The sequence below is a fragment of the Oenococcus oeni DSM 20252 = AWRIB129 genome, from assembly GCF_000372485.1.
Classification (GTDB): Bacteria; Bacillota; Bacilli; order Lactobacillales; family Lactobacillaceae; genus Oenococcus; species Oenococcus oeni.
This window is the reverse complement of sequence record NZ_AQVA01000014.1, coordinates 1-26,057: the sequence shown is the minus strand read 5'-3', so window position 1 is coordinate 26,057 and position 26,057 is coordinate 1. Positions and strand designations below refer to the sequence as shown.

The following is a 26,057-nucleotide window of genomic DNA, read 5'->3' as shown; positions in this document are numbered from 1 at the left end:
GAGCTCAAACGTGCTTGTTATGGCTTCTCCAATCAGGCCAATATGTTCACACGCGTCTACCAGCTGATTGCCTAGATTATCTACCACAATAACGTCACGATGGTAGGCTTATTTGTTATGCCTTCAAGTACGATATTCAGACAACACACCAGATTAAACGCCGCAACTAATAAAACAACAAAAAAGATCTCCCACACGAGGAGATCTCCAAAGGATAGAAACTATCCTTCAACACCATTTGACAAACTTCCACAAAAAAAGAGATGTACGGTTATAAAATTAGTCAAGAATTAGAGCAGTATGGTTTTCAAGGCATCCCCAAGGGAACGATTTATCCATTACTTTTAAACATGGAAAAGAAGGGATTAATCACCGGTAAAATGCAACCATCGTCTGACGGACCAAAGCGAAAGTATTATCGAATTAGCGAAAAAGGTTTGGGAGAAAAGAAGATATTCGTAAGCGAATGGCAGTCTTTAGCAAACAGTGTGGACCAACTAATTAAAAAGGATAAGTAATGACCAGCGAGCAATTAATCGAGAAAAACAATCAATTACGAGAACAACTAAGTCCTGCTAACAAAGCATATTACGAAAATTTGCTGCTGTATCTACGAACGAAAAGTCTTTCAAAAAATGATCAACAAGTCGAAACACTTTTACTGGAAATACTGCAGGACATGTTGGAGGCCCAAGCTAAGGGCATTTCATCCAAGGATTATTTTGGCAAAAGCCCACAAGCATATGCCGATGATATGATTAAAGTTTTGCCTAACGATTTTATTGAAGCTTTTAAATTAATTTTGATAACCATCGGATCTTTCACATTTTTTGGTTTTTTCCCAGTCTGCTAAATCCCCAACGGACACTCAATATAGGCAGCATCGGTCTAACGGGTCTCTACGCGATTATATTAGTGATCGGCATCTTTTATATAATCAATCGTGATATCTACAGAAACAAAAATATTCTCTCACGGATCTTGAAGATCATATTGATCATAATTTTGACTATCCCAATCTTTTTAATCATGATATTCGTTAGAACATCTTTTCAATTGAAGCTTCAGGGAATACTTGGTATATCCGTCATTATTTTATTAATGTTGTCCGAATTGATCTGGTATTTTCGGCAAAAAGACCGTAAACTATGGTTTTTCTTAAATTTCTCTTTTATTGGTTTTGGTGTGCTTGATATTTTGGCGCGCCTGCCCAAACTTGGCCATTACTTGATCAATAATTCGACCGGCAAAATTTATCTGGTCGTTACTATTATCGCCCTGTGCTATCTCCCTTGGCTGACATCCGTTTTATTCAAATATAAGAAAAATAAAAAGTCATAGTTCAACTATGACTTTTTATATTACTGTCAATTAACCAGGGTTTCGGCCGATCTTCCCAAGTCAAAATCCGATGCATATTTGCCTGAGCTGCTGGGACGAACATCTTTGGTTCCGGATTAATTGGAACAAATTCAGCCGCCAAAGTCTCACTTTGATCAACCTGCAATTTTCCGTCAAGCAATTCAATTTCGAATCCCAAGCTTAAATTCTGTTGAGCGTCTCCCCAAAAGTTATGTGGATTAACACTCGAAATCATTTCAAACATATTTTTTACTTTAACATCCAGATTGGTCTCTTCTTTGACCTCGCGGACAATTGCATCCATCGGCGATTCGCCATATTCGACAAAGCCACCCGGAAAACCCCATCCATCAGGAATATCAGCTCTTTGTTCCAAAAAAATGGCATCGTGTTTTTCATTCCAAAGGACAGCAAACGTATTAATCATAATTAAAGGATCATGACCGATTTTGGCACGAATCCGGCTAATGTAATTACCTTCAGCCATCCTTTAGCCCATCGTGACATTGTGACGCGCTTGACCGGTATCCGGCAATTTGTCAAGAACTTCCATGTCAGCTGCAGAAATCTCAAAATCAAGTTCCGCATTCGATTTAACATGTTCGGCCTTCGTAGCCCGCGGCAGTGGCAAAACATTCTTTTGAAGAACGTATTTCAGCGCAACCTGAGGAACGGAAACCTGATATTTTTCGGCAATCTTCTGAATATCGGGTTGAGTTGCCAAGCCTCCGGTTGCTAGCGGGGAATATGCCTCCAGTTGGATATCCAAGGACTTAGTATAAGCGGCAATCTTCGGCTGTGTCCAACCGACGTAAAATTCTATTTGGTTAACTGCCGGTTTAACCGACCAAATTTGTTGAATGTTTTTTAAATCGTGCACATCAAAATTAGAAACACCGATTGCTTTTGCCCGACCGGATTTATAAATTTCTTCCATTGCCTGCCAAGCCTCGCGATTAGCGCCATCATAGCGATAATCCAAATTAATGTCAGCCCACGGCCATGGAGCGTGAATTAAATAAAGATCGACATAATCTGTCTGCAACCGATCGAGAGATTCCTGAAAATTCTTTAAAATATCATCATGATTTTTAATTTCGGCCGGCAATTTTGTTGTCAGAAAAATATCTTCCCGTTTGATTCCTGAATCCTTGATCGCTTGGCCGACAGATGGCTCGTTAAAATAATGAAAAGCAGTATCAATATGGCGATAACCGATTTTCAGGGCAGCCGCAACGGCTTGATAAGCTTCATCCCCATCTTTTAATCGCCAAGTGCCAAAGGCGACCTTAGGAATCTGATTCCCGTTATTCAATTGAAAAGTTTCATCTAAAATACTCATAATTCAATTATACGTTGACCTGAAATTTTGTATATTTTATTTGCAACTGTTTCAACTAATTCACGGTCATGGGAAATTAATAGAACACCGCCCGAATAACCAAGCAGGAAATCCTCTAAAGCCTTAACCGCCGTTATATCAAGAAAATTCGTCGGCTCGTCCAAAATCAAAAGATTGGCTCCAGATAATAAAGTCTTTATCAAAGCTAATTTGATTTTTTCCCCACCTGAAAGACTGATCGTTTTTTGAAAAACTTTATCTCGACGGATCCCAAAAGCGCCAAGGAAATCACGGGCTGTTTGTTCGCTTTCAAGCGATCCGTTTAAAATATTTTCCAACAAATTTTTAGAATCATCCAATTGACTTAAATCCTGATGAAAATAAGCGATCTCCAAATTTTCCGAACGAGTAACAACTGGCGCTTTCGCACACATAATCGCCTCGATCGAAGTTGTTTTCCCGACACCATTATCGCCGATTAATGCCACTTTGTCCCCAGTTGAAATTGTCAAGCTGAGTCCAGATACCAACAAACGTTCTTCACGAATAACGTCGAGATTCAAAACTTTAATGAAATTTTTGCCTTCTTTCAAGTTAAACGAATTTCTTAATTTCAGAGATTTTTTTTCGTAAGGTTTTTCTACTTTTTCCAAATTTTCAATTCGCCTTTGATTATTCTTGGCTAAATGAGCTAATTTTTTTGATTTCTTGCCATAAAAAGGGTTTCGAATACTCGTTTTCGCTAATTTATCGGCTTTACTACTAATAATTTGAGCAGATTTTTGCAATTGCCGGCTTTTGTTTTTTGCACTTTTATAGACATTTTTTTGATTAAGTGATAAAGATTTTCTAAATTCAATAAAATGAACAAAATCTCCCGTGAATTCCTTTACTTGATGATTTTCAAAGACCCAAAGTAAATCAGCGAATTGTTTTAAAAAATACCGATCATGAGAAACGGCTAAAATACTTCCGGAAAAATTACGCAACTCTCTAAGTAGCCACTTAATATTTTTTTCATCAAGATGGGTCGTTGGCTCATCCAACAAAAGCAAGTTCGGTTTTTGCGCTAAAGCTTTTTCAATCAGTTCACGCGTTTTCTGGCCACCGGATAAATCATTGAACCGATTAAGCCGTTCGACAAAAACTATTTTCCCCTGATTTTGAAGCTTCCCGGAAAAGTTACGATCTTGGCCGGAAACAATATTCAGTAAAGTTGTTTTACCTTGGCCATTATCGCCAATAACGCCAATCCTTTGACGAGCATTAATATTTAGTTTTTTGATCTTGATTAAAAGATCGCCATTAATATTTTTTCTAAATTTTCAATATGAGAATACACAAAAACCACCTTCTGGAAATCGGTGGTTTTTAATTAATATAAAACACCAATTTCATTTTTTATTTTTTTGGAATTAGTGTCTTCTTCACTGGATTAGCCTCATTTAGATTATATCAAAGTTCTATAATTAAGGGAACTGAGAAGATAATTATCAAAGTGTCAGATTTAGCTGTTTAAATAAAAAGAGGCTGTTTATGACAAATTATCAATTTTTACAGACGTTCGAATTCAAAAATGGCATCAAGATTAAAAATAGAATTGTAATCCCACCGATGACGGAATGCTCAAGTTTTGAAGATGGAAATGTCACCAAAAACGAATTGGATTATTTTGCCCTGAGAACCGGTGGGGCCGGAATCTTTATAACTCCGGCAAGTAACGTTAGTAGCCTAGGCAAAGGTTTCGAAGGTCAGCTGAGTTGTGCCAGCGACGATATGCTTCCAAGCCTGACTCAGGTTGCAAATACAATTAAAGTCAATGGCACTAAGGCCATTCTGCAATTACACCATGCCGGCCGAATAAGTGACTCTAAGATTCTTCGTGGTCAGCAAGCTGTCGGTCCCTCGGCTGTTGCTTCTTTACGGCCCGGATCGGAGATACCGCGTGAATTAACAAACGAAGAAATTCTGCAGATAATTTCAGATTTCGGGCAGGCCACCCGGCGAGCGATCGAAGCCGGCTTCGATGGAATAGAATTGCATGGAGCCAAAACCTATTTAATCCAGCAGTTTTTTTCTCCCCATTCCAATCGGCGATCAGACGACTGGGGAGGGAGTCTGAAAAAAAGAATGAAGTTCCCATTGGCAGTTGTGGAGCAAGTCCATAAAATTGTTGAAAGATATGCCGGCCGCCCCTTTATCATCGGTTACCGAATTTCTCCGGAAGAAATTGAAACTCCCGGAATTCGTTTGGCTGATACTTTAGCCTTAATCGATGTTTTAAAAAAACAGCCGATCGATTATCTGCATATTTCAACAAGAGACGTTTGGCAAACCAGCAAAAACGATTCTGACGATCAAATTCCGGTTGTCGATCAAATTAAAGAACATACCAAAAATGAAGTTCCTTTGATTGCTGTGGGGAACATTGCCAAACCGGAAGAAGCCGAAAAAGTAATTGAAGATGGCTTTAATTTTGTTGCCCTTGGACGAGAAATGCTGCGTGAGCCTCAATGGGTCGAGAAAGTTCAGAACGGACAAGAAGCAGGAATTAATTATTCACTCAATGAAACCGACTTAAAGCAGTTACGAATAACCCCTCCGCTTTGGAAATTTCTTACAAAAAAAATACACTCCAAACTAACGGCCGATTAACTTACTTTTATTAAAGAATAGATATATTTACAAAATATCTTGCAGATAAGTAAGAATACGTTTATGGGAAGCAAAATGGATTTCCGGCAAATCATTAAAATCGAAAAAATCAACTCTCGAAGTTTCGTGAGGATCAAATTGCGGTTTACCCTCTTTGACCTTCGTTACTAAATAAAAGGGTGTCAGAACTTGAGTTTGATCACCATTTGGATATTTAAAAAATTCCCGGTCGAAGTTTTTCAAAAATTTGTAATCAATAATCTCCAATCCGGCATCCTCTTTAAACTCACGTTTTAAAGTCTGCTCGATACTTTCTCCGTATTCCATATAGCCACCGGGAAGACCCCATCCCCCTGTATCGGCCCTTTTCTGCAGCAGGACTTTCTCTTCTTTAATATAAGCAGCGCCTACACCAACCATGATTAACGGCATATGGCCGACCTTCTCACGAATATCTTTTATATAATTAGCCATAGACCAATTATATTTCAATACTTGAAAAGTAATTGAATAAACAATTTGTGTAAAAAACAAAAAAACTTTCCGTCAATAAGACTGAAAGCTTTTATTTTGTACTTTTTTCAATTTGGTGATGAATCATTAGATCGATTTTGCCTTTTCGCGAACCAACTGTCACGGAATCGCCTGGTCGAATATCCTTGGATAGCAAAGCATCCGAAACTTTATCTTCAACCTGGTTTTGGAAAGCTCGCCGAATTGGACGAGCTCCATATTCAGGATCAAATCCGACTTGAGCAACCAAATCAATAGCCGCTTTATTTATCTTGATCGAGACCCCTTGTTCAGCAACACGTTGCAAAATTCCATGACTCATTAACTCGACAATTTTGTGAAGTTCAGGTTTGCTCAAAGAATGGAAAATAATCGTCTCGTCGATTCGGTTGATAAATTCTGGACGAAAACGTTCCTTTAAAGCTGTTTGAATTTCGCTGGACATTGCTTTGTAACTGTCTTGGGGCTCGATTGCACCAAAACCAACATGTTTGTTATCGCGAATTCGAGTTGCTCCAAGGTTCGATGTCATGATAATAATCGTATTTCTAAAATCAACTTTACGACCCTTTGAATCAGTCATATAGCCATCATCGAAAACCTGCAATAAAAGATTAAAGATATCCGGATGAGCCTTTTCGGCTTCATCCAATAAAACAACCGAGTAAGGATGATTGCGCACACGTTCGGTTAGCTGGCCGCCTTCATCATAGCCAACATAGCCAGGCGCGGATCCGATTAATCGCGAAGCAGAATATGATTCCTGATATTCGGACATATCGACTCGAATCATATTATCTTCCGAATCAAACATTGCCTCGGCCAAAGCCTTAGCCAATTCAGTCTTACCAACACCAGTCGGACCAAGAAAAAGAAAGGTCCCAATCGGACGGCTTGGATCTTTGATACCCGAGCGGGCTCTACGAATAGCCCGAGAAACAGCCGAAATTGCTTCATTTTGTCCGACGACCCGACGGTGAAGTATTTCCTCCAAATGCAGAAGCCGCTCGGATTCTGATTTTTGTAATTGCGTCACAGGAATACCAGTCTGTTGTCCGACAACATCGGTAATATCCTTTTCCCGGACCGTTAACTGATATTTATGATCTTTTGTGCCATTAATCAAATTGTCGGTCTCAACAACTGCTAATTCTTTTCTTATTTTGATTTCTTGCTGGCGAATCTTGGTTGCTTGATCGAAATCGCCAGAAGAAACAGCATCATCCAATTGATCACGTAAACCATTCAGCTGTCTTTCTAAATCAACCTTTTTATCCTCTGGTTGGACTGTATCGATTCGAACCTTCGCAGCCGCCTCATCCATTAAATCAATCGCCTTGTCGGGAAGAAAACGGTCCGCAATATAACGTGAACTTAATTTAACAGCTGCATTGATTGCCTCATCGGAGATATTAACGCGATGATGTTCCTCATAACGCGGTCGCAAACCCTTTAAAATTTCAACCGAATCTTCCTGACTTGGTTCATCGATTGTTACGCTTGCGAAACGACGTTCAAGCGCTTGATCGGATTCAATGTACTTCTGATATTCATCAAAAGTAGTTGCACCGATTGTTTGCAATTCTCCACGAGCCAAAGCAGGCTTTAAAAGGTTGGAGGCATCCAGTGCTCCTTCGGCCCCACCAGCGCCAATTAAAGTATGCAATTCATCAATGAAAAGAATCACTTGACCATCCTGATGAATTTCGTTGATAATTTTCTTTAAGCGGTCTTCGAATTCGCCACGATACTTGGTACCAGCGATTAAGGCGCCCATGTCAAGGGCCATCAAACGTTTATTCGCCAGATCAAAAGGAACTTGACCAGTGGCAATTTTGTGTGCCAGACCTTCGGCAATTGCCGTCTTGCCGACACCTGGTTCGCCAATCAAAACCGGATTATTTTTCGTTCGACGGCTCAAAATCTGAATTACCCGATGAACTTCCTGATCCCGACCGACAACTGGATCAATTTGGCCAGCTGACGCCAAAGCCGTTAAATCACGCGACATCGAATCCAAAGTCGGCGTTCCCTGTTGATTAGGTCCCTGCTGCTTGGATTTCGGTTTTTGCTGATTTGGATCGACACCAATCCGCTTAAAAATCGCACGAGTCAAATCCTGCAAACGGACGTCCAAACTAGCCAAAATCCGCGAGCTAAGAATCGATTCATCAGTCAATAAAGCCAAAAGGAGGTGTTCGGTTCCAATTTGACGGGCGCCAAGACTTTGGGCCTGCAATGCTGCATTCTTTAAAATTTCCTGAGCCTTTGGAGAATAAGCCAAAAAGCCGGCTTTTATATTTGTATGAGTTCCATATCCGGTAAATTGTTCAATTTCATTTCTAATATCATCGTCGGTGACATTGTAATCTTGAAGAACCTTGCTCGCCAACCCATCTTTTTCCAAAGTAAGAGCCGACAGCAAATGTTCCGAACCAACGATTTCATGTTTAAAATACTTCGCCTGTTCCTGGGCTAAAAGTAAAACATTTTTTGCAGATGCTGTGTATTGATTATCCATGAATGTTTGTACTCTCAAATCTCAGCCGATTGATCATGCCAACAAGGACACGAGCTCGAACTGTGTTTTCTGATACTTTATCAGAAATCCGCAAAGAATTCTTGTCGATTGCTGCAACCATCAAATTTGCTTCTCTTTCACTGACAACTTTGTCTTCCAAAAGAGCAGTAATAATTTGATCCGCATTGTTATTGCCGATTGAATCGCCGATATAATCTATCAGTTCATCAAAGATTTTTGTATCATCAACCAAATCAACATGTTCAATACGGATATATCCGCCGCCGCCACGTTTGGATTCTACTATATATCCATTTTGAAGGGTAAAACGGGTGTTGATTACATAATTGATTTGACTTGGTACAACAGCAAAACGACTGGCGATCTCGCTTCGTTTAATCTCGGTGATTTCGTCCTGACTGAGGATTTCCTTTAAATATTGTTCAATTAAATCTGAAATATTAGCTTCTGCCATAATTTGACCATTCCTGACTAATATTATAAACAGAAATACGAATAAAGACCAATTTCAACAATGAAAAACTAATCTGCTTCTTCAAATTTTTTGTTAATCTTTTGTCCGTCACTCAATTTTTTCAGCTTCTTATGGGCTGAAAGCCAGGCCGGGGTTAATGCCGTTAGAGAACCAAACCAAGCCAGGGGCGTGCCCATAACTGCTCCGGCATAACCGAAAATAGCAACCAGTACAAGAGCCGCAAAGGCCCGCATCGATAATTCGAAAACACCGGCGATCGTAGGAACATAAGTGTTTCCCAAGCCCTGCAGGGTATAACGAATCAAGAATAGAGTCGATAAAAGAATATAAGCTCCGCCATTGATGATAAAGTAAATTCGCGACAGCTCGAGTACGTGGACCTGTTGACTACCGGAGCCCAAGAAAAGTTGAACTATATAATGGCCAAAACTAATTTCGAGAATTGACATGGAAACTGCCCAAATTCCGCCAACGATCAAAGCTTTCTTTACCCCTTCGAGAATTCGGGAATATTTCCTGGCTCCTAAATTCTGAGCAGTAAAAGTCGCCATCGTAATTCCGATACTCATCATGGGCAAAGTTGCCAATTGATCAATTCTTGAGGCAGCACCGGAAGAAGCAACCGAATCAGTGCCGAGGGTATTTAATGCCGTTTGCAAAATTACTCCGCCGATTGCGATGATTGAATTTTGAAAAGCCATCGGCAGACCAAAACGCAAATGTTCTTTAATATCATTCATATCAGTGTGCCAATCGCCGCGATGGACTTGCAAAACAGGCAAAACCTTATAAATATAAACAAAACTAACAATCCCCGAAATAAGTTGAGCGATCACAGTAGCAAAAGCCGCTCCGGCAATGCCCCAATGAAAAACAACGATAAAAAGAAGTTCCAAGGCGATGTTGATAAAGACAGCTACAATTAGAAAAATCAATGGTGCTCGGGAATTGCCAACCGCCCGCATTGCATTAGCTGCCAAATTATAGCTCATTGTCGTGAACATAAATCCCAATAGAATCGTTAGAAAAATGTTCGCCTGAGTCATGACATTTTTCGGCGTTTGCATTAATTCCAAAATTTGTTTATTGAAAGCAACTGCAATAAAAGTCATGAAAATTGTCAAAATTACTGTGCACAGAATTGTCGTGACCATCGACTGACGGACACCGCGAAAATCTCCTGCGCCAAAACGTTTGGCAGTTACAATTGCCGTTCCAGCAGTAAAACCCTGAGCAAAACCCACCAACAGCCAATTTAAGGCCGCTGCTAAAGAAACAGCTGCTAAAGCACTAACACCTAAAGCCCGGCCAACAATCACCGTGTCGGTAAAAGTATAAAGCTGCTGAAAAAGGTTCCCCAATAAAAGCGGTATTGTGAAGAAAATTATTAATTTTAACGGTTTCCCCTCAGTCAAACTATGCATAAAAAATCCTTAATTACTCAATGGTATTTAATTCTATACGTAATCCAATTATTTCGAACATCTAATTGATTATTTTTTTCAAAATCGAATAAATTTTTAAAACAAAGTTGAAGTGCTAAGTTGCTGCTTTGCTTTTTGTTAAACGAGATAGAGCTTGAATTCTTTAAATTAACCATTGATAAAAGTAGTTGATCCATGTTTGTAAAGAAATCCAAACCGTATTTTGAATCAGGATCTTTTATTTGAAGAACCGGAAATTCTTTTCGATCATTTTCAGATAAAACAAGTGTGTGTTCAACTTGCTTTCCATCGATTTGGAAATTATCTTCCGACTCAACTTTTACTTGATTCTTTGCCGCAATCCAATAATTTTCCAGATAAACCGACAATTTAGAATAATCCGTTTGTGAATCGGTATCAAAATTAATCGTGACCGAATTATCTTCAAAAAGAGTATAAGTTATTTGAAAAAGGGTTCTCCTGGAATTGCTTTCTTTAGAAATAGAATGCAGATCTTCTTTTAACGTAATTGAGTTTTCGTGAACAACTGCTTTTAAATTTTGGAATTTTTCTATATTTTGAGCGATATTTTTTTTGTTGAAAGAGTCGATCAGGAGATTTTGGCGTTCTTTATTCTCGTCTATGATTGAAAATTCATGCCAAAAATCAGGAAAGTTCCTAATGGAAATTCGCGCACCCTGACTATTCTCCAGAGAATAATCAAAAACATCTAATCCCTGGTATTCTAAAACTTTTTTAATTGCTGTTTTCATTGTTATAAAATTCTCCAAAGAAACAGCACTCGTCGCCCGATCCCCTCAAAGAAACTATTGTCTATTTTACTAATAAAAAATTAGTATTTAAGCAAATATTCAAAAAAAATTAAAATATTTATGAAAAAAGCTCCAATACGATTTACTCAGGATCATATTAGAGCTGATGCGTAATTGATTTATCGCTAATCTACCTATTAGAAACACCCAGATTAGTAATAGCTTTGAAATCATCATCACTCAATTTGATTGAAGCGGCAGCCACGTTATCCTCCAAATGAGCTACCGAACTTGTACCAGGGATTGGAAGAACATTTCCTGATCGTTTCAACAACCAGGCTAAGGCAATCTGAGCCGGACTTGCTTTATATTTATTGGCAATCTTGGCCAACGGACTGTTTGCCCCGGTCAGTTTTCCAGTATTCAATGGAAACCAGGGTACAAAAGCCATATGCTGTGATTCGGCATAATCGAGGACATCGTCGTCGCGATGGTCAGAAACATTATAAAGATTTTCAACCGCATCAATCTTTGCGTATTTTTGGGCTTCCTTGATTTGTCCGACAGTTACCTGGCTGAGACCAATGTGCTTTATTTTTCCTTCGTCCTGTAGCTTTTTTAATTCGCCAACCTGTTCAGCAACCGAAAAATGCGAATCGATTCGGTGTAAAAAGAGCAAATCTTCATGATCAATACCCAAGGTCATTAGAGATACTTCAACCTGTTGACGAAGATAATTAGGTTCCCCATGTGGTGTCCAAACGCCGGGTCCCTGACGAGTTTGGCCAACCTTGTCAGAAATAAAAATCTCATCACGATTGCTTGCTGACTTCAAGCCCTCTGCCAAGTAACGATCAGCAAACCACGGACCATAAGAATCGGCCGTGTCAAAAAAATTGATTCCCAAATCAACCGCTTTTTTAATAACGGATACGGCATTATTTGGATCATCATATGGGCCCCAAGTCCCCCCACCGGTCAGCTACATTGTTCCATAACCAAGCCGGTTAACTTTAAATTGATCATCAAAAGCATAAGTCCCTGATGCAGAAGCATTTATTTGCGACATATATCTACCTCCTTAAATTGGTTTCTAAAAGTAAGTATAGTTCAAAAAAACAATACATTAAATAGTTCCGTTTTGTAAATCAGCCACGAGCAATCAAAATGTTTAAAACTTTTTCTTCATATCAAAAAAATAAATATTCCTAAACATTTTAAACATCCAAATAGGTCAGTCTAAACCAATGATTGTAATATACGAATATAATTAAAATATAGTTTTTATTTAAGCAAGGGAAAGTTGGATCTTATTATGTATAATGACAATCGTTTATTCAAGTTCTTCCTACTTTTTTTAAAGTTAATTTCGGCAATCGGCACTATTCTGATCGCCTTCACATTAATTAAAAATGCGATCGACAATTATTCGATTACAAAAGCCGGCAGCCTAATCCTGAACATTTCTATTTATGCCGCCTTGGCTTCCGGAGCATTAAATATTTTTCAAGTTATCTGTCTTTTTGTTCCTATTAATAATCTATTTCGAATAATCTATATCGCCAGCGTCTTTGTAAGCAATGCATTTTTAATATTTGTATCGGTTATTTGGCTGAGTGTTTATCAATTTATGTTTCTAGGAATCAGCCTTGGTCTTTTGGGCTTGATACTAATTTCTTTTCAAGTTAAAAAAAGAAGAGATTAATATTTTATAAATAAAGACTTATGGAGAAGGAAAGGGATTTGAACCCTCGCATCGTAACAAAAGTTAACGACCTACCTGCCTAATAAATTAAACAGGCCTCTTAAACCAGACTTGAGTACTTCTCCGAAATTACTGATGTTTGCTTTGAACAAGCACGTTTACTAATGTAGAGTAGAAATTTTAAATAAAATTATATTGAAAATTAATTCAAGATTAAAAACGGCTGAAAGATTAAATAAATCAAAAAAACACTTTTCAGTGCTTCTTCGTAAGTCCTTTCAAACCCAATCTGATCCTTCCCTGCAAATGCTGAAATGCCAAATACCGTTGACGGGATTTTTCAATTATTTTGTACTTTTTCGGATTTTTCTTGTAAAATTGCTGGTGAAAATTTTCTGCAGGCCAAAATTTGGTTGCCGGTTCAATCGCTGTAACGATTGGACGATTATACATTCCCGATTCGGCTAATTTTAGTTTTGAACTCTCAGCAATTTTTCTTTGTTCTTCATTTCTAACAAAAATTACCGGTCGATAATTATCGCCATGATCATTAATTTGGCCAAATTCGTCAGTCGGATCGGTTATTTGCCAATAAAGATCAAGCAACTCTGTGTATTGAATAATTCTCGTATCAAAAATAATTTCAACTGCTTCAACATGGCCTGTATAGCCGCTCACCACTTGTTCATATGTTGGATGATCAACATGGCCTCCGGTATAACCGGACAGTACTGAAACAATTCCACGCTCGTTTTCAAAGGGCTCGACCATACACCAGAAACATCCCCCGGCAAATATCGCTCGATCTTGATAAGAGAGATCTTTTGCATAATGTTTCGAAAAATCAAATTGAAGATGATCAGGTGAATTTCCGGTAATTTTCATGTAAAAATCTGTCACATCGGCAGTCAAATTATTTCTGACAGCAAGCGGTCACAATTCAAATTCCAGTTTTGAAAGCTGACGCTCAAAATTCATATCTTCGCCGATCGCGTTCTTAGCAGATGAAAGCAATGAACGTTCCCAAGCACTGGTCGCTGGATTAAGTATTAGATTATAGATATCGTTTAAAATCTCTTCACAATTGTTTTTCGTCATCATAACCATCCTCTGAATTTGGAAATAACTGAATTTTTTATGACTTGGAATCCGAAAAGCATTTTCAAGGATCTTATTTATTGAAAATATCGTTCGAAAATTATTAAAAAGCAGTGGTCCTACGCTCAGTATAATCCATATTTCTCAGGAATTATGATTCGAAACTGCTTACAGCTCAAATCAAACAAACTACTGAAAAATATTTAAAAAACCGGCCTAATTAAAGGCCGGGAGATATATGTTGTAATTATTGAAACATGGATAAATTAATATGATTACTTAAAAAAATTTTGGCGGTCGGTACTTATTAAAAGTGCCTTGAATGAATTATAGTCTTTTTTAAATAAAAAGCACTAATCCTTTTAAAAAAACGGTTTCCTTGTTAACTGAATTAAATGAATGATTAAAAGAGACCTACTCCAAAAGCAGGATTAGTAAATCAGTTATTTAATTTAATATGGTTTGCATTAAAAAACCACTACTAATTTAATAGTGGCGGTCCCAATATCGGCCTTTTCATCAACCGATACAACATGAAAACTGAATTAATCAGCAATTAATTTAGTTTTAGGTATCAAAGATACCCGCATTAGAGTCTAGCAAATTTTTCAATAAAAAACAGCCCTAAGTTGGCTGTTTTAATTTAAAGAAACGCACATAAAAACCGACTGGATTAAAATTTTTTATGATCCGGAACAGCTTTTTAGCAATTTAGCACCTATAGGAACAATCTAGTATTAGTTAAGTGAAACAAGCAGATTAAAAATTAACCAATGTTAGTCGTTTCGATGCTGATGATTATTTGGAACCAAACTAATCGTCGCAACCAAGATCGGCTCTTCTTAACTGTGATTTATTTTATTAAACGGAAGCGTTTTTTAAAAGCACTGGAATTAATTACCAAAGATCTTAAGATTGCTTGAAACTACAATTCTTTTTTCTCTAACAAAAGAAGTACGATAACTATTTTAAATTGAGAAAATATGAATTGTGTAGCAAAGAATAAAACCATTATTAAAAGAAATATATAGGCCAAATAAACCAAAGATTATCATGTTTCTCAGTTCTTTCTATTATTATTTGAATAACGGTCCCACTAATTACAGCTGAAAAAAAGAAAATCGTCTTGAATATATACTGACTGAAAATACTCACAGCTGGGAAAAATGCTAAAACATCATTGGCACAAAAAAATTAAAGACCAGATAAAGCAAATTAGGCGATATTTTTTTCTTGGACATATTAGTACTGATGCCTCCAAGTCAATAATCTCTATTAATTGTTTTGTATGATGTCTTTTATTGATCTAATGGGAATATAATGTTCAAAAAATAAAGGATTTCCGAAGTAATGCTTTTGAGACATCGAAATTATATTTCGTTATTAAATCCCTTTAGAAATGACGATTAGTTATTACTAAGCGCTAATCAAATCATAATTCATCTTTTTTCATAAAGAGCCGGAATAGAAAATATCCGGTTTAGATTATTTTTCCCTATAAAAACATTTAATTTTTTTAATAATTAATTAAAATTAAAAAAGCATCCACCCTTAATTGGTTAGATGCTTTTTTGTACAAACGTGCTATAAATGCTGATACCAGTGAATTTACATAGCTCCAATGGGGATCGAACCCATGATTCCGCGCTGAGAACGCGACGTCTTAGCCACTTGACCATGGAGCCAAAGCACGCTTAATATTGTATCAAAAAATAGAAAGAAGAACTATTTGTTGATTAAAGAATCGGGATAGTTCCAATCAAGAAAAGTAGCATCAGATCGGATGCTATAATTGTACTGTTAAGTTTTGGGGTAGTTCCGGAATTCGACAGGTTATTACAAGCATGGATTGCGTTCCCGTTTGTCGGGTTAAAGACTGCAGATATAACTGCAAAAAATAATGAACCATCTTACGCATTAGCTGCCTAATCGCAGTAGCGTAGCCCTTTGTTGAGTCCACGGCAACATTCTCGGCCTAATTAGTGGATTAGCTGCTGGCATTTATGTTCGGAATAAAAGCAGTGAAACAAGAATCGAACTAGCTCTCGATTTGGAAGTTAGCAACCTAATCTTGAGCGAAATTACTTGTTAACTATGAGCGTAGATATTTATGTGATTGGATAATTTGGACATGGGTTCGACTCCCATCTACTCCATATGGTATGTTGATAAAGCGCAAGCCCCTACGGTTGAGCGCTTTTTTTGTTTACTCAATATCATATTAATTATCAAAAAAATCAACATTAAAAAGCTTATTAAGGACTTTGCGCATATTAGTTATCGATAATGCGTTAAATAAAATACCCTCCTGGATCTTGCTTCCGTTAACTTATACAGATCTGATTGAAGAAGAGCAGGCCATTTAGACTTAACTTCCTAATAAATATCTCATCAAATATATATCTGAAATAATAAAAACAGAATCATAGATCTTTGATTTAAAAAAATTCATGGTTTTGTTCTCAAGAGAAACGAAACAGCTGTTTCAATATGATGCCCATCTCTCTGGGGCTTTCTTCCATGCCCTGTTTCATCCATTGCACTTCGGTAGATATCACAGCCCCCGCCATAAAATTGGCGAAATATTGATTTTTTCCACGAACAGTACGTGAAGAATCAATGTAGGAATTCTGTGCAAGAAAAACATAAACCTTTCTAAAGGCGCTTATTAGAACATCAAAGAGTCCTGCATGAATCAATAATAAGGTTTCGGTTGCATGATCACCCATTATTTGAAAATACGCCGTCATAAGTTGCGTGAAGTCTATATGTCTGTTGTTAAGAGCAAGATTTAGATAAGACATAATCATTTGTTCTTGATAACGAGAAACTATTTCCTGAAAAGATGAAAAGTTCCGATAATAGTAGGTTTGAGAGACGGCTGCTGTTCTGCAGAGATCCGAGACAGTGATATCGCTAAGATGCTTATTCTGTAACAAAGTTAAGAGACCGCGATAGATAGCCCTGAGTTTAAATTGCTTTAATTCATGTGGTGACATTGTTTACAACTTCCCTCGTTTCTGTAGCCTAAAGATTCTTGTCCAGTATAGCCTAAATTACGCTGTTATTAGCATATTTTGCTAAGGGGGAATTTCTTTTGAAACAAAAACAAATGGCTATTTTGATGACAATGACCATCAGTATTTTCCTTTGTATGCTTGACACAACAGTCATGAATATTGCACTACCAGCAATTCAGACAGGGCTTCATACAGATCTTGATACACTTCAGTGGGCGTTGAATGTTTATACAATTGCTTTCGCGGCCTTCACTATTCCATTAGGAAGGATAGCCGACCAATTCGGACGAAACAAAGTCTATTTTGCCGGACTGATTCTATTTTTGTTGGGTTCGTTAACATCGGCTTCAAGTTCAACGGTAGCAATATTGATTATCGGACGAGCTTTGCAGAGTATCGGTGCTGCAATTGTCTTCCCAGCCAGCATGACAATAGGTATTAATTCTGTTCAACTAAATAAAAGGAACACCGCGGTTTTGATTTTAGGAATTACACAGGGTCTTGCAGCTGCCTTTGGACCGACAATCGGTGGATTATTGACACAATTCTGTGGTTGGCGAGGTATTTTTTACATCAATGTTCCGCTAGTTTTGCTTGCCGCGATTATGTGTGTAGCCTTATTGCCAATGAAAAATGAAAACATTGTTAAAGCTAAATTAGACATTTCCGGAATGTGCTTGGTAATTCTATTATTATTCTCTCTGACTCTTGCACTTGTAAAAGCTAGCGCCTGGGGTTGGACCAGCGGAAAAATTCTCAGTTTGTTCGCGGGGTTTGTCATAGCGCTAATATTATTCATTTGGCGCGAGTCTATGGCGTCAGATCCCATGATCCGACTTCATTTATTCAAATATCGCCACTTTACTGGAGCAGTTGTCATGACGGTTCTTTCTGGAATCTTATTTGTAGGTGTAATGGTCCTAATGCCGAGTTTCTTTACCAAAATTCAAGGACATACAGAATTAGAAGCCGCTCTGATGATCACACCTGCATCCATAATGGTATTCTTGCTTTCCCCCGTCAGTGGACTGCTTCTCAAAAAGATGGGCGCCAGGCAATTAATTGCTTTAGGAATTGTTCTTCTTGGATTGGGTTATGTTGGCCTTTCAGTCATGAACCCGCGTATTTATTGGCAATTTGCGATTTCTTGTATCCTTATCGGTACAGGTTACGGAATTATCATTGGCCCGATCACAGTCCTAAGTGCTGGCGATTTTACTGGAGAATTACTTACGGCTTCTCAAAGCGTCACCGGTGTCTTTAGACAAATTGGCACCGTGCTTGCTGTCGCTATCTTTGTATCGGCCCTGTCAACAAACTTAGCGACAGCAAAGGCTCAGGTATGGTCAGCAGCACGAAACGAAGTTAAAAAATTATCTGTCATACAAACAAGACAAAAACATATAATGATGACTAATAAAAGTTTAGCCAATCGAACAAAAGCAGCTGAATTTTTGTGGAAATGGTTGATCAATAAAAAAATTCATGGCGATATTTTGAAAATTTCTCTCGAATATGCCGCAAGAAACTGGTATGATACTTCAAAAAATGGTGTCAGATCAGTGATTAATTTTTAATAGGAATATTTAAAAAGTTGCATTAAACGGCTTTTTAGTTTTTCGCCATCTCCCATAAAAAGCTTATGAAAAAAATTGTCTGACAATAAAATCAATTTTAAAAATAAATAATTCTCTTTATAATAAAAAATATATAAATAGTCAGCAGCAAAACACGCGATAATATCTACAGAAAAACAAAAAAATCAGAATTCTAATAACATTGGAAAGAAATTAACTTATTAATTTATAATGATTATTATTCAGTTTATTTAAAAATATTTAGGAAAACCAACTTTATATAAAATTTCTGTTTACTTTAGACATTGAGCTCTGGCACTTTTTTATTAAAGAGCAACGGTTTATTCAGTAATCATGCTAAGGTTATTTTTTACTTGGGGTAAATCAACAAATTGAGATTTAAAAAAAATATAATAACAGGCGAATTAGCAAAAGGTACGTCTTGGCTAACCCTGGGCAACGTTGTTTCACGGCTTTTGGGAGCTATTTATGTGATTCCGTGGACCTTGATGCTGGGTATTTTATCCTTGCAGGCCAACACTTTATTTGGTAAAGGATATAATGTTTATCAACTATTTTTAATAATGTCGACAGTTGGACTGCCATCTGCGGTGGCTAAGTATACCTCTGTCTTGGTTGGCAAGGAAAAAGATCTGTTTTTAGAGAAAGCTTTTCAACTAAGTCTTTTCAGCGGCCTGCTCTTCGGAGTTATTTTCTGGATCCTGGCTCCAATTTTGGCCGTCGGAGACATCAATCTTATTCCAGTTCTTCATTCACTCATTCCTGCCGTTATTGTTTTCCCTTTCCTTTCCGTATTGCGTGGAAAATTTCAAGGACAATTGGATATGGAAACCTTAGCCAAATCCGATATAATCGAACAATTAATCAGGATTGTTTATATGCTGCTTTCGGCTTTTTCTATTCTGGATATATTCCACGGCAATTGGGTGAATGTTGTAATTCAGTCAACTTTCGCCGCTTTTATAGGTGCCTTGGCAGCTATTATATATCTTCTTTATAAACTTTATTTCTTTAAAGCTGAAAAAATTCATTTATTCTCGAAAATTGAATTAAGTGAAAATAATTCTCTCGTAAACAGTTTTAAATCATTTCTTCCAATCGTTAAACAGTCGATCCCCTTTGTTTTTATTGGCGGATTTTTGACCTTTTATCAGTGGATAGATCAATACACATTCTTCCCTTTAATGAGAATTTTTCATCCTGATTTCCCCCAAATACAGTTAGAAGATATCTTTGGTAGATTTAATTTCAATGCCAACAAATTGATTATGTTGATAGTTTCCCTGGCCATGTCGGTTGCTTCAACGATCTTACCGATTATTTCCAAAAATTCTTCTAATTTAAAAGAGACGAGAAATTCGATTGCACGAGGAATTAAAATGTTAATCGCGATTATTTCTCCCTCAGCCTTAATTATGTATGCTCTTGCAAAACCTATTTATATTATTTTTTATGGCAAGTACGGCTCCCTACAGGATTTTGTTCCGATTGTTCAAGTGTCAGCTTTGGTTTCTATATTTATGAGCAGTGGCATGCTGTTGGCGATGATTTTGCAAGGAATTGGCAAAACCCGTGTAGTTATAAAAGCGATAATTTATGGAATTATTTTTAAAATATTGTTCCAGCCATTTTTGATCATAGTATTTCCAATGTTGGGTGCCATGATAGCAACATTTGTTGGCTTAATAGTTAGCACAATGATGATGTTTGCCTTTATAGAAATAAACTATCAAGTTTCTCAAAACATTGAAGCGGGCTTTCTTAGCAGCACATTTGTTTCGTCGATAATAATGTTTGCATTAGTCTGCATATCAGATTATTTTACCCAGTTATTTGTTTCGGATTCAAGAATCGGTCAATTTTTACCCTGTTTAATATCATCCTTGATTGGACTTTTTATCATTATTAACTGTTACAAAACGAATGGTATTTTAGATGAAATTCTAACAAAATAACCAATATTTAGTCCGGAATTAAAAAGTGAATAAAGCTTCATTGCTAAAACTTTTTAATAGTGTAACTAAAAAATACTAAAAACTAAATTTCTCGTAATAAACATTTTTTGAATGAATTCCACATTTTCTAAGTAACGTTTTATAGCCTAGCATCATAATATTAGACCCAGACAATAAATAATAACTATTTTCCAAAATGGGAGTCTTTAAAATATTTAGCAACTTTTCAGAATTTAAACGATGGATCGACTCGAAATAATGGAAATTTTTTTGATTTTTAGATAATTGCAAAAGCATTTCCCTATAAACCAATTGGTCTTCCCGAGAAACGGTCCATATGAAATATATTTCTCGTTTTTGAGAATATTCAAGAACCAAGCTGATTAAAGGTACTACGCCAGTACCTCCTGCCAGCATAATTAGTGGTTGTTTGGCATTCGTCTGTTCAATAATTTGTTTATTCAAAGTCCCATAGGGGCCATCAATTAAAACTTTTTCGCCAATTTCGATTTTTGAAACTTGTCGCGAGAAATCTCCATCTCCTCGAATAGCCAAAACAATTCGCCTATTTTTAAAATCAAAATCAACAAAAGAAAATGGATGCATTTCTTTCATTTTTTCAAGATTGGGGAAACTAATAAAGACATAATCGCCCGGTTGGTACTGTTTCAAACGACTAATCTTAATTTTAGAAAATTCCAAAATCATTTGAGCCATATTCCCACCAATATTTCTAATTTCAATAACATTAGCTTTGCTAAAACGCCAATATTTTGATACAAGAAAACATGAATAACTCAAAAAAGTTATAAAGGAATATAAATAAAAGATAATTGCGAAAGAATTTATTTGCATAATGTAACTAATTAAAAGCACATGAATAAAAACAAAAATAGTTGCAATAAGATTTAAACGATGAATCCAAAAACTGGTTTCGTGTTTAAAAATATGTAATTCCAAGAATCTAACAATTAATTTAACCCAGTGGACTCTATCAGTTATCCAGCCACTTAAAAATAAAATAGAATAAGCGGCTGTTCCAATTAAAATCCATAAAGCATAATCTCCAGTGAGTTTGATTAAGCCACTAGATAAATTCATTAGAGTATGTACATAAGCTAAAATAATTGCTCCAATACCAAGAAGTCCATGAACGAAATACATAGATGGCAATCCAATTATTCGATCTAACCATTTCGGTTTTGTGCTAACAAAAATTACAAATAACATCCAAACATATGCTATCGTGCCTATTTGAAACCCAAGTATAGAGGCAGAAGATTCATTCATTCCAGTCGCAAGCGCTTGAATTAATGGAAGCAGAATAATAAATATTGCTGCTCCCCAAAAAAAGTCCTAATAAATATTTATGATTTTTAAGCATAAATTAACTCCTTTTGATCAATAATTTCGTGATTGAGCCAACGTTCAGATTTTTTGTTATAACTTATTCTTAATCCTGAACCGGATAAACGTTTTAACCAGCTATGATCATTAATTGTCGTAGTAGCAATAGCAGTAGCCCAAATATCGGAATAAGTCAATTCCGAACCAATGACACTTGAACTAATGACATTAAAATTTTTTTCTGGTATTGCGCGTCCAGTTGATGAATTAAACAAATGTTCTCCTCGTTGACTAGTTCCAGATGCTGCTATAGCGCCATTTTTCATTCTGAAGCAACTGATAACTTTTTTATTATCAAAGGGATTAACAATCCCTATTTCCCATTGCCAATTATGCTTGTCGGAACTACTAAATTGCATATCACCACCACCATTCAAATTAACAGCTACAAAATTCGGGTCAGATAGAAGCGGTGCAAGTTGAATACGTTCTGCCTTTTCAATTGCCCATCCTTTAACAGCACCGGTTGGATTATATTTTCCAACAAAATTCGCTGAAAACAGTCCTTGCGTCATTTCTTTTGCCCAAATCGACAGAGCAAAAACTTCTTGAAAAAGTAGGTTAGTACCAGTCATTTCAATTTTTCGATGATTATATAAAGTAAGTTCAGAATTTGTTCTGAAAGGAGAAAAAATGTGATCCACTAACACAAGCCATTCATGAATTTTTTTTGCACGTCCCAAAATAACTTCTCTCGTAACTTCGTCATCTTCTTTAACTACAATTTGACCGGTAAAAGGAATATTCATTTCATTAATTTCAAAGCTAAGCATTATATAATGATCAATATTTTTTTTATAAATTTTCATCATTTAAGATTCCGCCTTGTTTAAAGCACTTTGTAAGGATTTAGTAAATCCTTTCCAGGTCTCAGTGGCTCCACTAAATGATTGAATTTTTGAAGAATCATTTTTAACAGCTTCATCCTCATAGGTTGGCAAAACACTAGAATTTACTTGCTGATCGTGAGGATTATCTGTTGGATATTTAATAGTTTGAACTTTTGTAATCTCACCATTACTAATCGTTACTTTGACTTGCACATTCCCCCAACGCATGCTGGCTGATTTGCCGGTGTAAGTTCCATTTTGATAACCGGAGTCCACAGAAGAACTTGAAGACGAGCTAGAAGCGCTTGATGACTCTGATGCATTAGAATTACTTTGTGAATTTACACTTGAATCAATAGCAATATTTTCAGCACTGCTTTTTTTAAAAAATAATAGGTAACCATCAATCGCAATAGCCAAAGTTATAGACAAGCTAATTAAAAATGCGATAATTTTTTTATCATAATTTTATAGAATCTCCTTTATATTAATTATTTTTAAAATAAAAATTAAATAAAAATTATCTAGGCAAAGATAATTCAAAAATCGTGCCTCTTGGATAATTATCCAAAACATTGATTTTAATATGCTGGCGATTTGCCAATTCCTTGACAATTGAAAGACCCAATCCAGAACCGGGAATGCTATTGCTACGAGAGGCGTCTGCTCGATAAAAACGTTCAAAAATATGTTTTTTATCATTCGCAGAAATTCCTTTCCCAAAGTCAATAATTCTCATAATCGTTTTCCCAGAGTTTTGCTCAATATTTAAAATAATTGGACAATCCAGCGGACTGTATTTACTGGAGTTTTCTAAAATGGCCAAAATGATTTCATGTATTTGGTCCAAGTCGGCTTTGATATAAATATTGCTGGAAAATTTTGTTTTTATCTTTTGTGGAAAGGGTACGTTTTTCGATATTTCAACTAATAATTCGCTTAAATTTATCTTAGTGATATTCAATTCATCTCGTTCAGCGTGAGATAAATCTAATAGATTTTGTACCAAATGTTGCATTCGCCTTGTTTCATTCGAAATGTAATCGAAAGAGTTCTCGATAATTTCAGGATGTTCACGCCCTCGGCGTTTAATCAATTTGAGATGCCCATTAATTGCAGCAATGGGAGTTTTTAATTCGTGAGATGCGTCTGAAACAAATTGTTTTTCACGGACCTCTTTTTCACTAATCACATCTAAAAGTTGATTAAATGAGACAGCTAACTCATTTACTTCTGTTGGGGAAGTAGGCTCAGGTAATCGGTCTTCCATTCTTTGATTACTCTGCTTAATTTTAAGGCTTACCTTCTCAGTCGCAGAACTCAAATAAGATAGAGGTGTTGTCAATCGTTGTGATAATTGCCAAATCAGCCAAACTCCAAAAATCAAAACCAAACAAATAATAATTAGTAAAGTGTAAAGAGTTATTTTTATGATATTAAAAACTTTATATAAATTAATCCAAACTGTAAAATGATTTCCGTATTGAGTGACAGTCTTTGTGTAGTATAGCTTGTAATGATTAAAGTCATGCCAATTTTTGCTATCTAAAAGATATTTTTTTGAAAAAAATAAATGTTTGTAATTTTTACTAGCAACATGACTAGCACCATCAGAATAAAAAGTTTTTTTCTTATTTGTCTGAGCTTTAATAAAAATAACATCGCTATCAAAAGTGTTGTTTCTAATCCAAATATTCCAATCATGAGCAGAATCAATATTTGTTTTCTTCAAACTTTTAATATATTGATTTGCATTTTGTACTTGAATCCTTATCAGCTGATAACCCAAAACAGTCGGAACCGAAATCACCATCGAAAATGTAATAATAGCTAGCAAGAAAAAATAAGAGCGCGTCATGATTAAGGCACTACTATTTTTTAGCGGCCTTATAAAGGCTAATAGATTATGAAAAAAATTTTTTACTTTGCGCATTATTTTGCCCTTAAGACATATCCAACACTACGAACCGTATGAATAAGCTTCGGATAAAAATGATCATCTATCTTTTGACGAAGATAGCGTATATAAACATCAGCTGTATTATATTGACCGTTAAAATCAACTCCCCAAACATTATCAAGTAAATCATCGCGAGTAAGCGTTTTGCCTGCATTTTCAATTAAATATGTTAAAAGTTGGAACTCTCTTTGCGTTAAATCAATAACCTGTCCATCCCTTGTAACACGGTGTGCGTCTAAATCCAGCACTAAGTTAGATACCTGATATAGTTTTGGGCGTGGCTTATTTTGATGACGAATCGTCACTCTTAAACGTGCTAAAAGTTCTTCAATTTCAAAAGGCTTCGTAATATAGTCATCTGCACCAGAATCTAATGCAGCTACTTTATCGCCAATATCACTTTTAGCGGTCATAAGAATTATAGAAACCTGACTATTTAATTTTCTAATGCGCCGTAAAACTTCGAGCCCATCTCGTTTTGGCAACATCCAATCAAGCAAAACTACATTAATTCGGTTTGAATTCTGTTCAAAAACTGAAAGGCCCATTTCGCCATCACTAGCTGTCAAAACAATATAATCTTCAAATTTAAGTTCCGTCTGTAAATAAGCTACAATAGCTGTCTCATCTTCGATTATAAGAATGATTGGTTTTACCATAATAATTTTTGAACACTCGCTTTCTTGTTTTATTTATAAGGCTTTTTAATTTTAACTATCCTAAAGGTACCCTGGTCGTCATGAACCCGGTTTTGGGAGAACATGTAGACAAATGAACGCTTGCCCCAGGTTGGCTCGGGCGTGGTTGCCGATTCCTGTCCGAGCTGGTAGTTATGGGTCTTGACTAGCCAGATNGCNTGNTGNTCGTNNGTNGGNTTNGTGACCTTGATCTGATACTCGCCGGGTTTTAATTGATTAAGAATGCTGTACTTTGTATGGCCGGCGTTAATATTGAATGTTTGTTTTGTGGTGCGGTTGGTCAAAGTCGCCACAGCCCGGCTTCCTTTGACTTTCAGGATGGAAAAATAATCATTGGTGGCGGCAATCGAAACATTTTGNGTNACNGANGAATGNGCTGCCAGCCAAGTAACCTGAGGATTGTACTGGTTGGAAAGCTGNCTGCGTTGNGCAATTGTGGCAATTCCTCTGGAATTAATCAAACGGGCGTTGGCCTTAAGGTAAATACCACCCAGTGAGAGAAAAGCCAGGATAAAGAGCGGGATCTTCCAATCTCTTTTTGTTTTCTTTTCTGCAATCGCTGCTTTAGAAAATGTGTTGGCAATAAGCAAGAAAAGGATCGGTGTAATCGCCTGGCCATAACGGCCCTCGACCTCCCAAAGAAAAGTATGGAAAGCTACATAGCCGACAGCTATCAATAAAGAGAACAACAACAGGTAGT

General features: G+C 36.6%; 22 protein-coding genes, 2 tRNA genes, 1 other RNA gene and 3 pseudogenes. 9 read left to right on the top strand and 19 right to left on the bottom strand.

The window, feature by feature from the left end:
• Positions 1-263: 263 nt before the first annotated feature.
• The 3 genes from A3G9_RS0108655 (at position 264) to A3G9_RS0108645 (ending at position 1,341) form a co-directional block, all read left to right on the top strand.
• Positions 264-518: a PadR family transcriptional regulator gene (locus tag A3G9_RS0108655; RefSeq protein ID WP_002818342.1), complete on the top strand. Its 255-nt coding sequence runs from the start codon at positions 264-266 to the stop codon at positions 516-518.
• Positions 518-853 (top strand): DUF1129 domain-containing protein, encoded by a 336-nt coding sequence (locus A3G9_RS0108650; RefSeq protein WP_002817058.1) that lies wholly within the window; start codon positions 518-520, stop codon positions 851-853. The genes A3G9_RS0108655 and A3G9_RS0108650 overlap by 1 nt, the downstream gene beginning before the upstream one ends.
• Before the next feature lie 176 nt (positions 854-1,029).
• Positions 1,030-1,341 carry a hypothetical protein gene (locus A3G9_RS0108645; protein ID WP_226489971.1) on the top strand — a complete coding sequence of 104 codons (312 nt, stop codon included), beginning with the start codon at positions 1,030-1,032 and terminating at the stop codon, positions 1,339-1,341.
• Between the two features lies 1 nt (position 1,342).
• Here the strand turns inward: A3G9_RS0108645 and A3G9_RS0108640 are convergent, their stop codons facing one another.
• The 4 genes and pseudogenes from A3G9_RS0108640 to A3G9_RS1000000110765 all read right to left on the bottom strand — a co-directional run.
• On the bottom strand, positions 1,343-1,849 hold the full coding sequence (locus A3G9_RS0108640) for an NUDIX domain-containing protein (protein WP_002817059.1): 507 nt from the start codon (positions 1,847-1,849) through the stop codon (positions 1,343-1,345).
• Positions 1,850-1,852: 3 nt separating this feature from the next.
• Complete coding sequence (locus tag A3G9_RS0108635; RefSeq protein WP_002817060.1) at positions 1,853-2,704, bottom strand: aldo/keto reductase; 852 nt, start codon at positions 2,702-2,704, stop codon at positions 1,853-1,855.
• On the bottom strand, positions 2,701-3,855 hold the full coding sequence (locus A3G9_RS0108630; protein WP_080486087.1) for an ATP-binding cassette domain-containing protein: 1,155 nt from the start codon (positions 3,853-3,855) through the stop codon (positions 2,701-2,703). Before A3G9_RS0108630 ends, A3G9_RS0108635 begins: the two co-directional genes overlap by 4 nt.
• Positions 3,856-3,867: 12 nt before the next feature.
• Positions 3,868-3,975 (bottom strand): annotated as a pseudogene (locus tag A3G9_RS1000000110765) (ATP-binding cassette domain-containing protein); the annotation flags it as partial.
• Positions 3,976-4,240: 265 nt separating this feature from the next.
• Here A3G9_RS1000000110765 and A3G9_RS0108625 point away from each other — a divergent pair.
• On the top strand, positions 4,241-5,359 hold the full coding sequence (locus A3G9_RS0108625) for an NADH-dependent flavin oxidoreductase (protein WP_002818337.1): 1,119 nt from the start codon (positions 4,241-4,243) through the stop codon (positions 5,357-5,359).
• 27 nt (positions 5,360-5,386) lie between these two features.
• On the opposite strand, the gene A3G9_RS0108620 is transcribed toward A3G9_RS0108625, so the two are convergent.
• The 6 genes and pseudogenes from A3G9_RS0108620 to A3G9_RS0108595 all read right to left on the bottom strand — a co-directional run bounded on the left by A3G9_RS0108620 (position 5,387) and on the right by A3G9_RS0108595 (position 12,155).
• Entirely contained in the window at positions 5,387-5,833 is a 447-nt protein-coding gene (locus tag A3G9_RS0108620; protein ID WP_226489970.1) for an NUDIX hydrolase, read from the bottom strand.
• Positions 5,834-5,924: 91 nt separating this feature from the next.
• Complete coding sequence (locus A3G9_RS0108615) at positions 5,925-8,393, bottom strand: ATP-dependent Clp protease ATP-binding subunit (RefSeq protein ID WP_002821278.1); 2,469 nt, start codon at positions 8,391-8,393, stop codon at positions 5,925-5,927.
• Positions 8,386-8,868 carry a CtsR family transcriptional regulator gene (locus tag A3G9_RS0108610; RefSeq protein WP_002818331.1) on the bottom strand — a complete coding sequence of 161 codons (483 nt, stop codon included), beginning with the start codon at positions 8,866-8,868 and terminating at the stop codon, positions 8,386-8,388. Before A3G9_RS0108610 ends, A3G9_RS0108615 begins: the two co-directional genes overlap by 8 nt.
• Positions 8,869-8,936: 68 nt before the next feature.
• Positions 8,937-10,313 (bottom strand): MATE family efflux transporter, encoded by a 1,377-nt coding sequence (locus A3G9_RS0108605; RefSeq protein ID WP_002818329.1) that lies wholly within the window; start codon positions 10,311-10,313, stop codon positions 8,937-8,939.
• 17 nt (positions 10,314-10,330) lie between these two features.
• Positions 10,331-11,086 carry a hypothetical protein gene (locus tag A3G9_RS0108600; RefSeq protein WP_002818327.1) on the bottom strand — a complete coding sequence of 252 codons (756 nt, stop codon included), beginning with the start codon at positions 11,084-11,086 and terminating at the stop codon, positions 10,331-10,333.
• Positions 11,087-11,276: 190 nt separating this feature from the next.
• Positions 11,277-12,155: pseudogene (locus A3G9_RS0108595) on the bottom strand (aldo/keto reductase).
• Between the two features lie 246 nt (positions 12,156-12,401).
• Between A3G9_RS0108595 and A3G9_RS0108585 the strand changes: the two are divergent.
• Positions 12,402-12,791: a hypothetical protein gene (locus A3G9_RS0108585; RefSeq protein WP_002818325.1), complete on the top strand. Its 390-nt coding sequence runs from the start codon at positions 12,402-12,404 to the stop codon at positions 12,789-12,791.
• Positions 12,792-12,812: 21 nt separating this feature from the next.
• Here A3G9_RS0108585 and A3G9_RS1000000110145 read toward each other — a convergent pair.
• Positions 12,813-12,916 (bottom strand) — tRNA-OTHER (locus A3G9_RS1000000110145).
• Positions 12,917-13,046: 130 nt separating this feature from the next.
• Positions 13,047-13,889 (bottom strand): annotated as a pseudogene (msrA, locus tag A3G9_RS0108580) (peptide-methionine (S)-S-oxide reductase MsrA).
• A gap of 773 nt (positions 13,890-14,662) precedes the next feature.
• Here msrA and A3G9_RS1000000110265 point away from each other — a divergent pair.
• Positions 14,663-14,812: a hypothetical protein gene (locus A3G9_RS1000000110265; RefSeq protein ID WP_002818317.1), complete on the top strand. Its 150-nt coding sequence runs from the start codon at positions 14,663-14,665 to the stop codon at positions 14,810-14,812.
• Positions 14,813-15,502: 690 nt separating this feature from the next.
• Here the strand turns inward: A3G9_RS1000000110265 and A3G9_RS0108565 are convergent.
• A tRNA-Glu gene (locus tag A3G9_RS0108565) sits at positions 15,503-15,574 on the bottom strand.
• 124 nt (positions 15,575-15,698) lie between these two features.
• Here A3G9_RS0108565 and ssrA point away from each other — a divergent pair.
• Positions 15,699-16,048: a transfer-messenger RNA gene (gene ssrA, locus A3G9_RS1000000110020) on the top strand.
• Positions 16,049-16,351: 303 nt separating this feature from the next.
• Here the strand turns inward: ssrA and A3G9_RS0108560 are convergent.
• A complete protein-coding gene (locus tag A3G9_RS0108560) occupies positions 16,352-16,888 on the bottom strand; it encodes a TetR/AcrR family transcriptional regulator (RefSeq protein ID WP_002818314.1) in 537 nt (178 codons plus the stop codon).
• A gap of 98 nt (positions 16,889-16,986) precedes the next feature.
• Here A3G9_RS0108560 and A3G9_RS0108555 point away from each other — a divergent pair, with 98 nt between their 5' ends.
• A complete protein-coding gene (locus A3G9_RS0108555) occupies positions 16,987-18,486 on the top strand; it encodes an MFS transporter (RefSeq protein WP_002820130.1) in 1,500 nt (499 codons plus the stop codon).
• A 392-nt stretch (positions 18,487-18,878) separates the two neighbouring features.
• On the top strand, positions 18,879-20,462 hold the full coding sequence (locus A3G9_RS0108545; RefSeq protein WP_002820131.1) for a putative polysaccharide biosynthesis protein: 1,584 nt from the start codon (positions 18,879-18,881) through the stop codon (positions 20,460-20,462).
• Between the two features lie 75 nt (positions 20,463-20,537).
• On the opposite strand, the gene A3G9_RS0108540 is transcribed toward A3G9_RS0108545, so the two are convergent.
• The 5 genes from A3G9_RS0108540 to A3G9_RS0108515 all read right to left on the bottom strand — a co-directional run bounded on the left by A3G9_RS0108540 (position 20,538) and on the right by A3G9_RS0108515 (position 25,318).
• Positions 20,538-21,692 carry a ferric reductase-like transmembrane domain-containing protein gene (locus A3G9_RS0108540; RefSeq protein ID WP_235043672.1) on the bottom strand — a complete coding sequence of 385 codons (1,155 nt, stop codon included), beginning with the start codon at positions 21,690-21,692 and terminating at the stop codon, positions 20,538-20,540.
• 146 nt (positions 21,693-21,838) lie between these two features.
• Positions 21,839-22,681, bottom strand: coding sequence for an FAD:protein FMN transferase (locus tag A3G9_RS0108530; RefSeq protein WP_002818307.1), 843 nt, complete (start codon positions 22,679-22,681; stop codon positions 21,839-21,841).
• Entirely contained in the window at positions 22,682-23,119 is a 438-nt protein-coding gene (locus A3G9_RS0108525; RefSeq protein WP_002818306.1) for an FMN-binding protein, read from the bottom strand. It lies immediately after the preceding gene.
• Between the two features lie 100 nt (positions 23,120-23,219).
• A complete protein-coding gene (locus tag A3G9_RS0108520; protein WP_002820133.1) occupies positions 23,220-24,632 on the bottom strand; it encodes a sensor histidine kinase in 1,413 nt (470 codons plus the stop codon).
• Positions 24,632-25,318: a response regulator transcription factor gene (locus tag A3G9_RS0108515; protein WP_002817079.1), complete on the bottom strand. Its 687-nt coding sequence runs from the start codon at positions 25,316-25,318 to the stop codon at positions 24,632-24,634. Before A3G9_RS0108515 ends, A3G9_RS0108520 begins: the two co-directional genes overlap by 1 nt.
• Positions 25,319-26,057 lie beyond the last annotated feature (739 nt).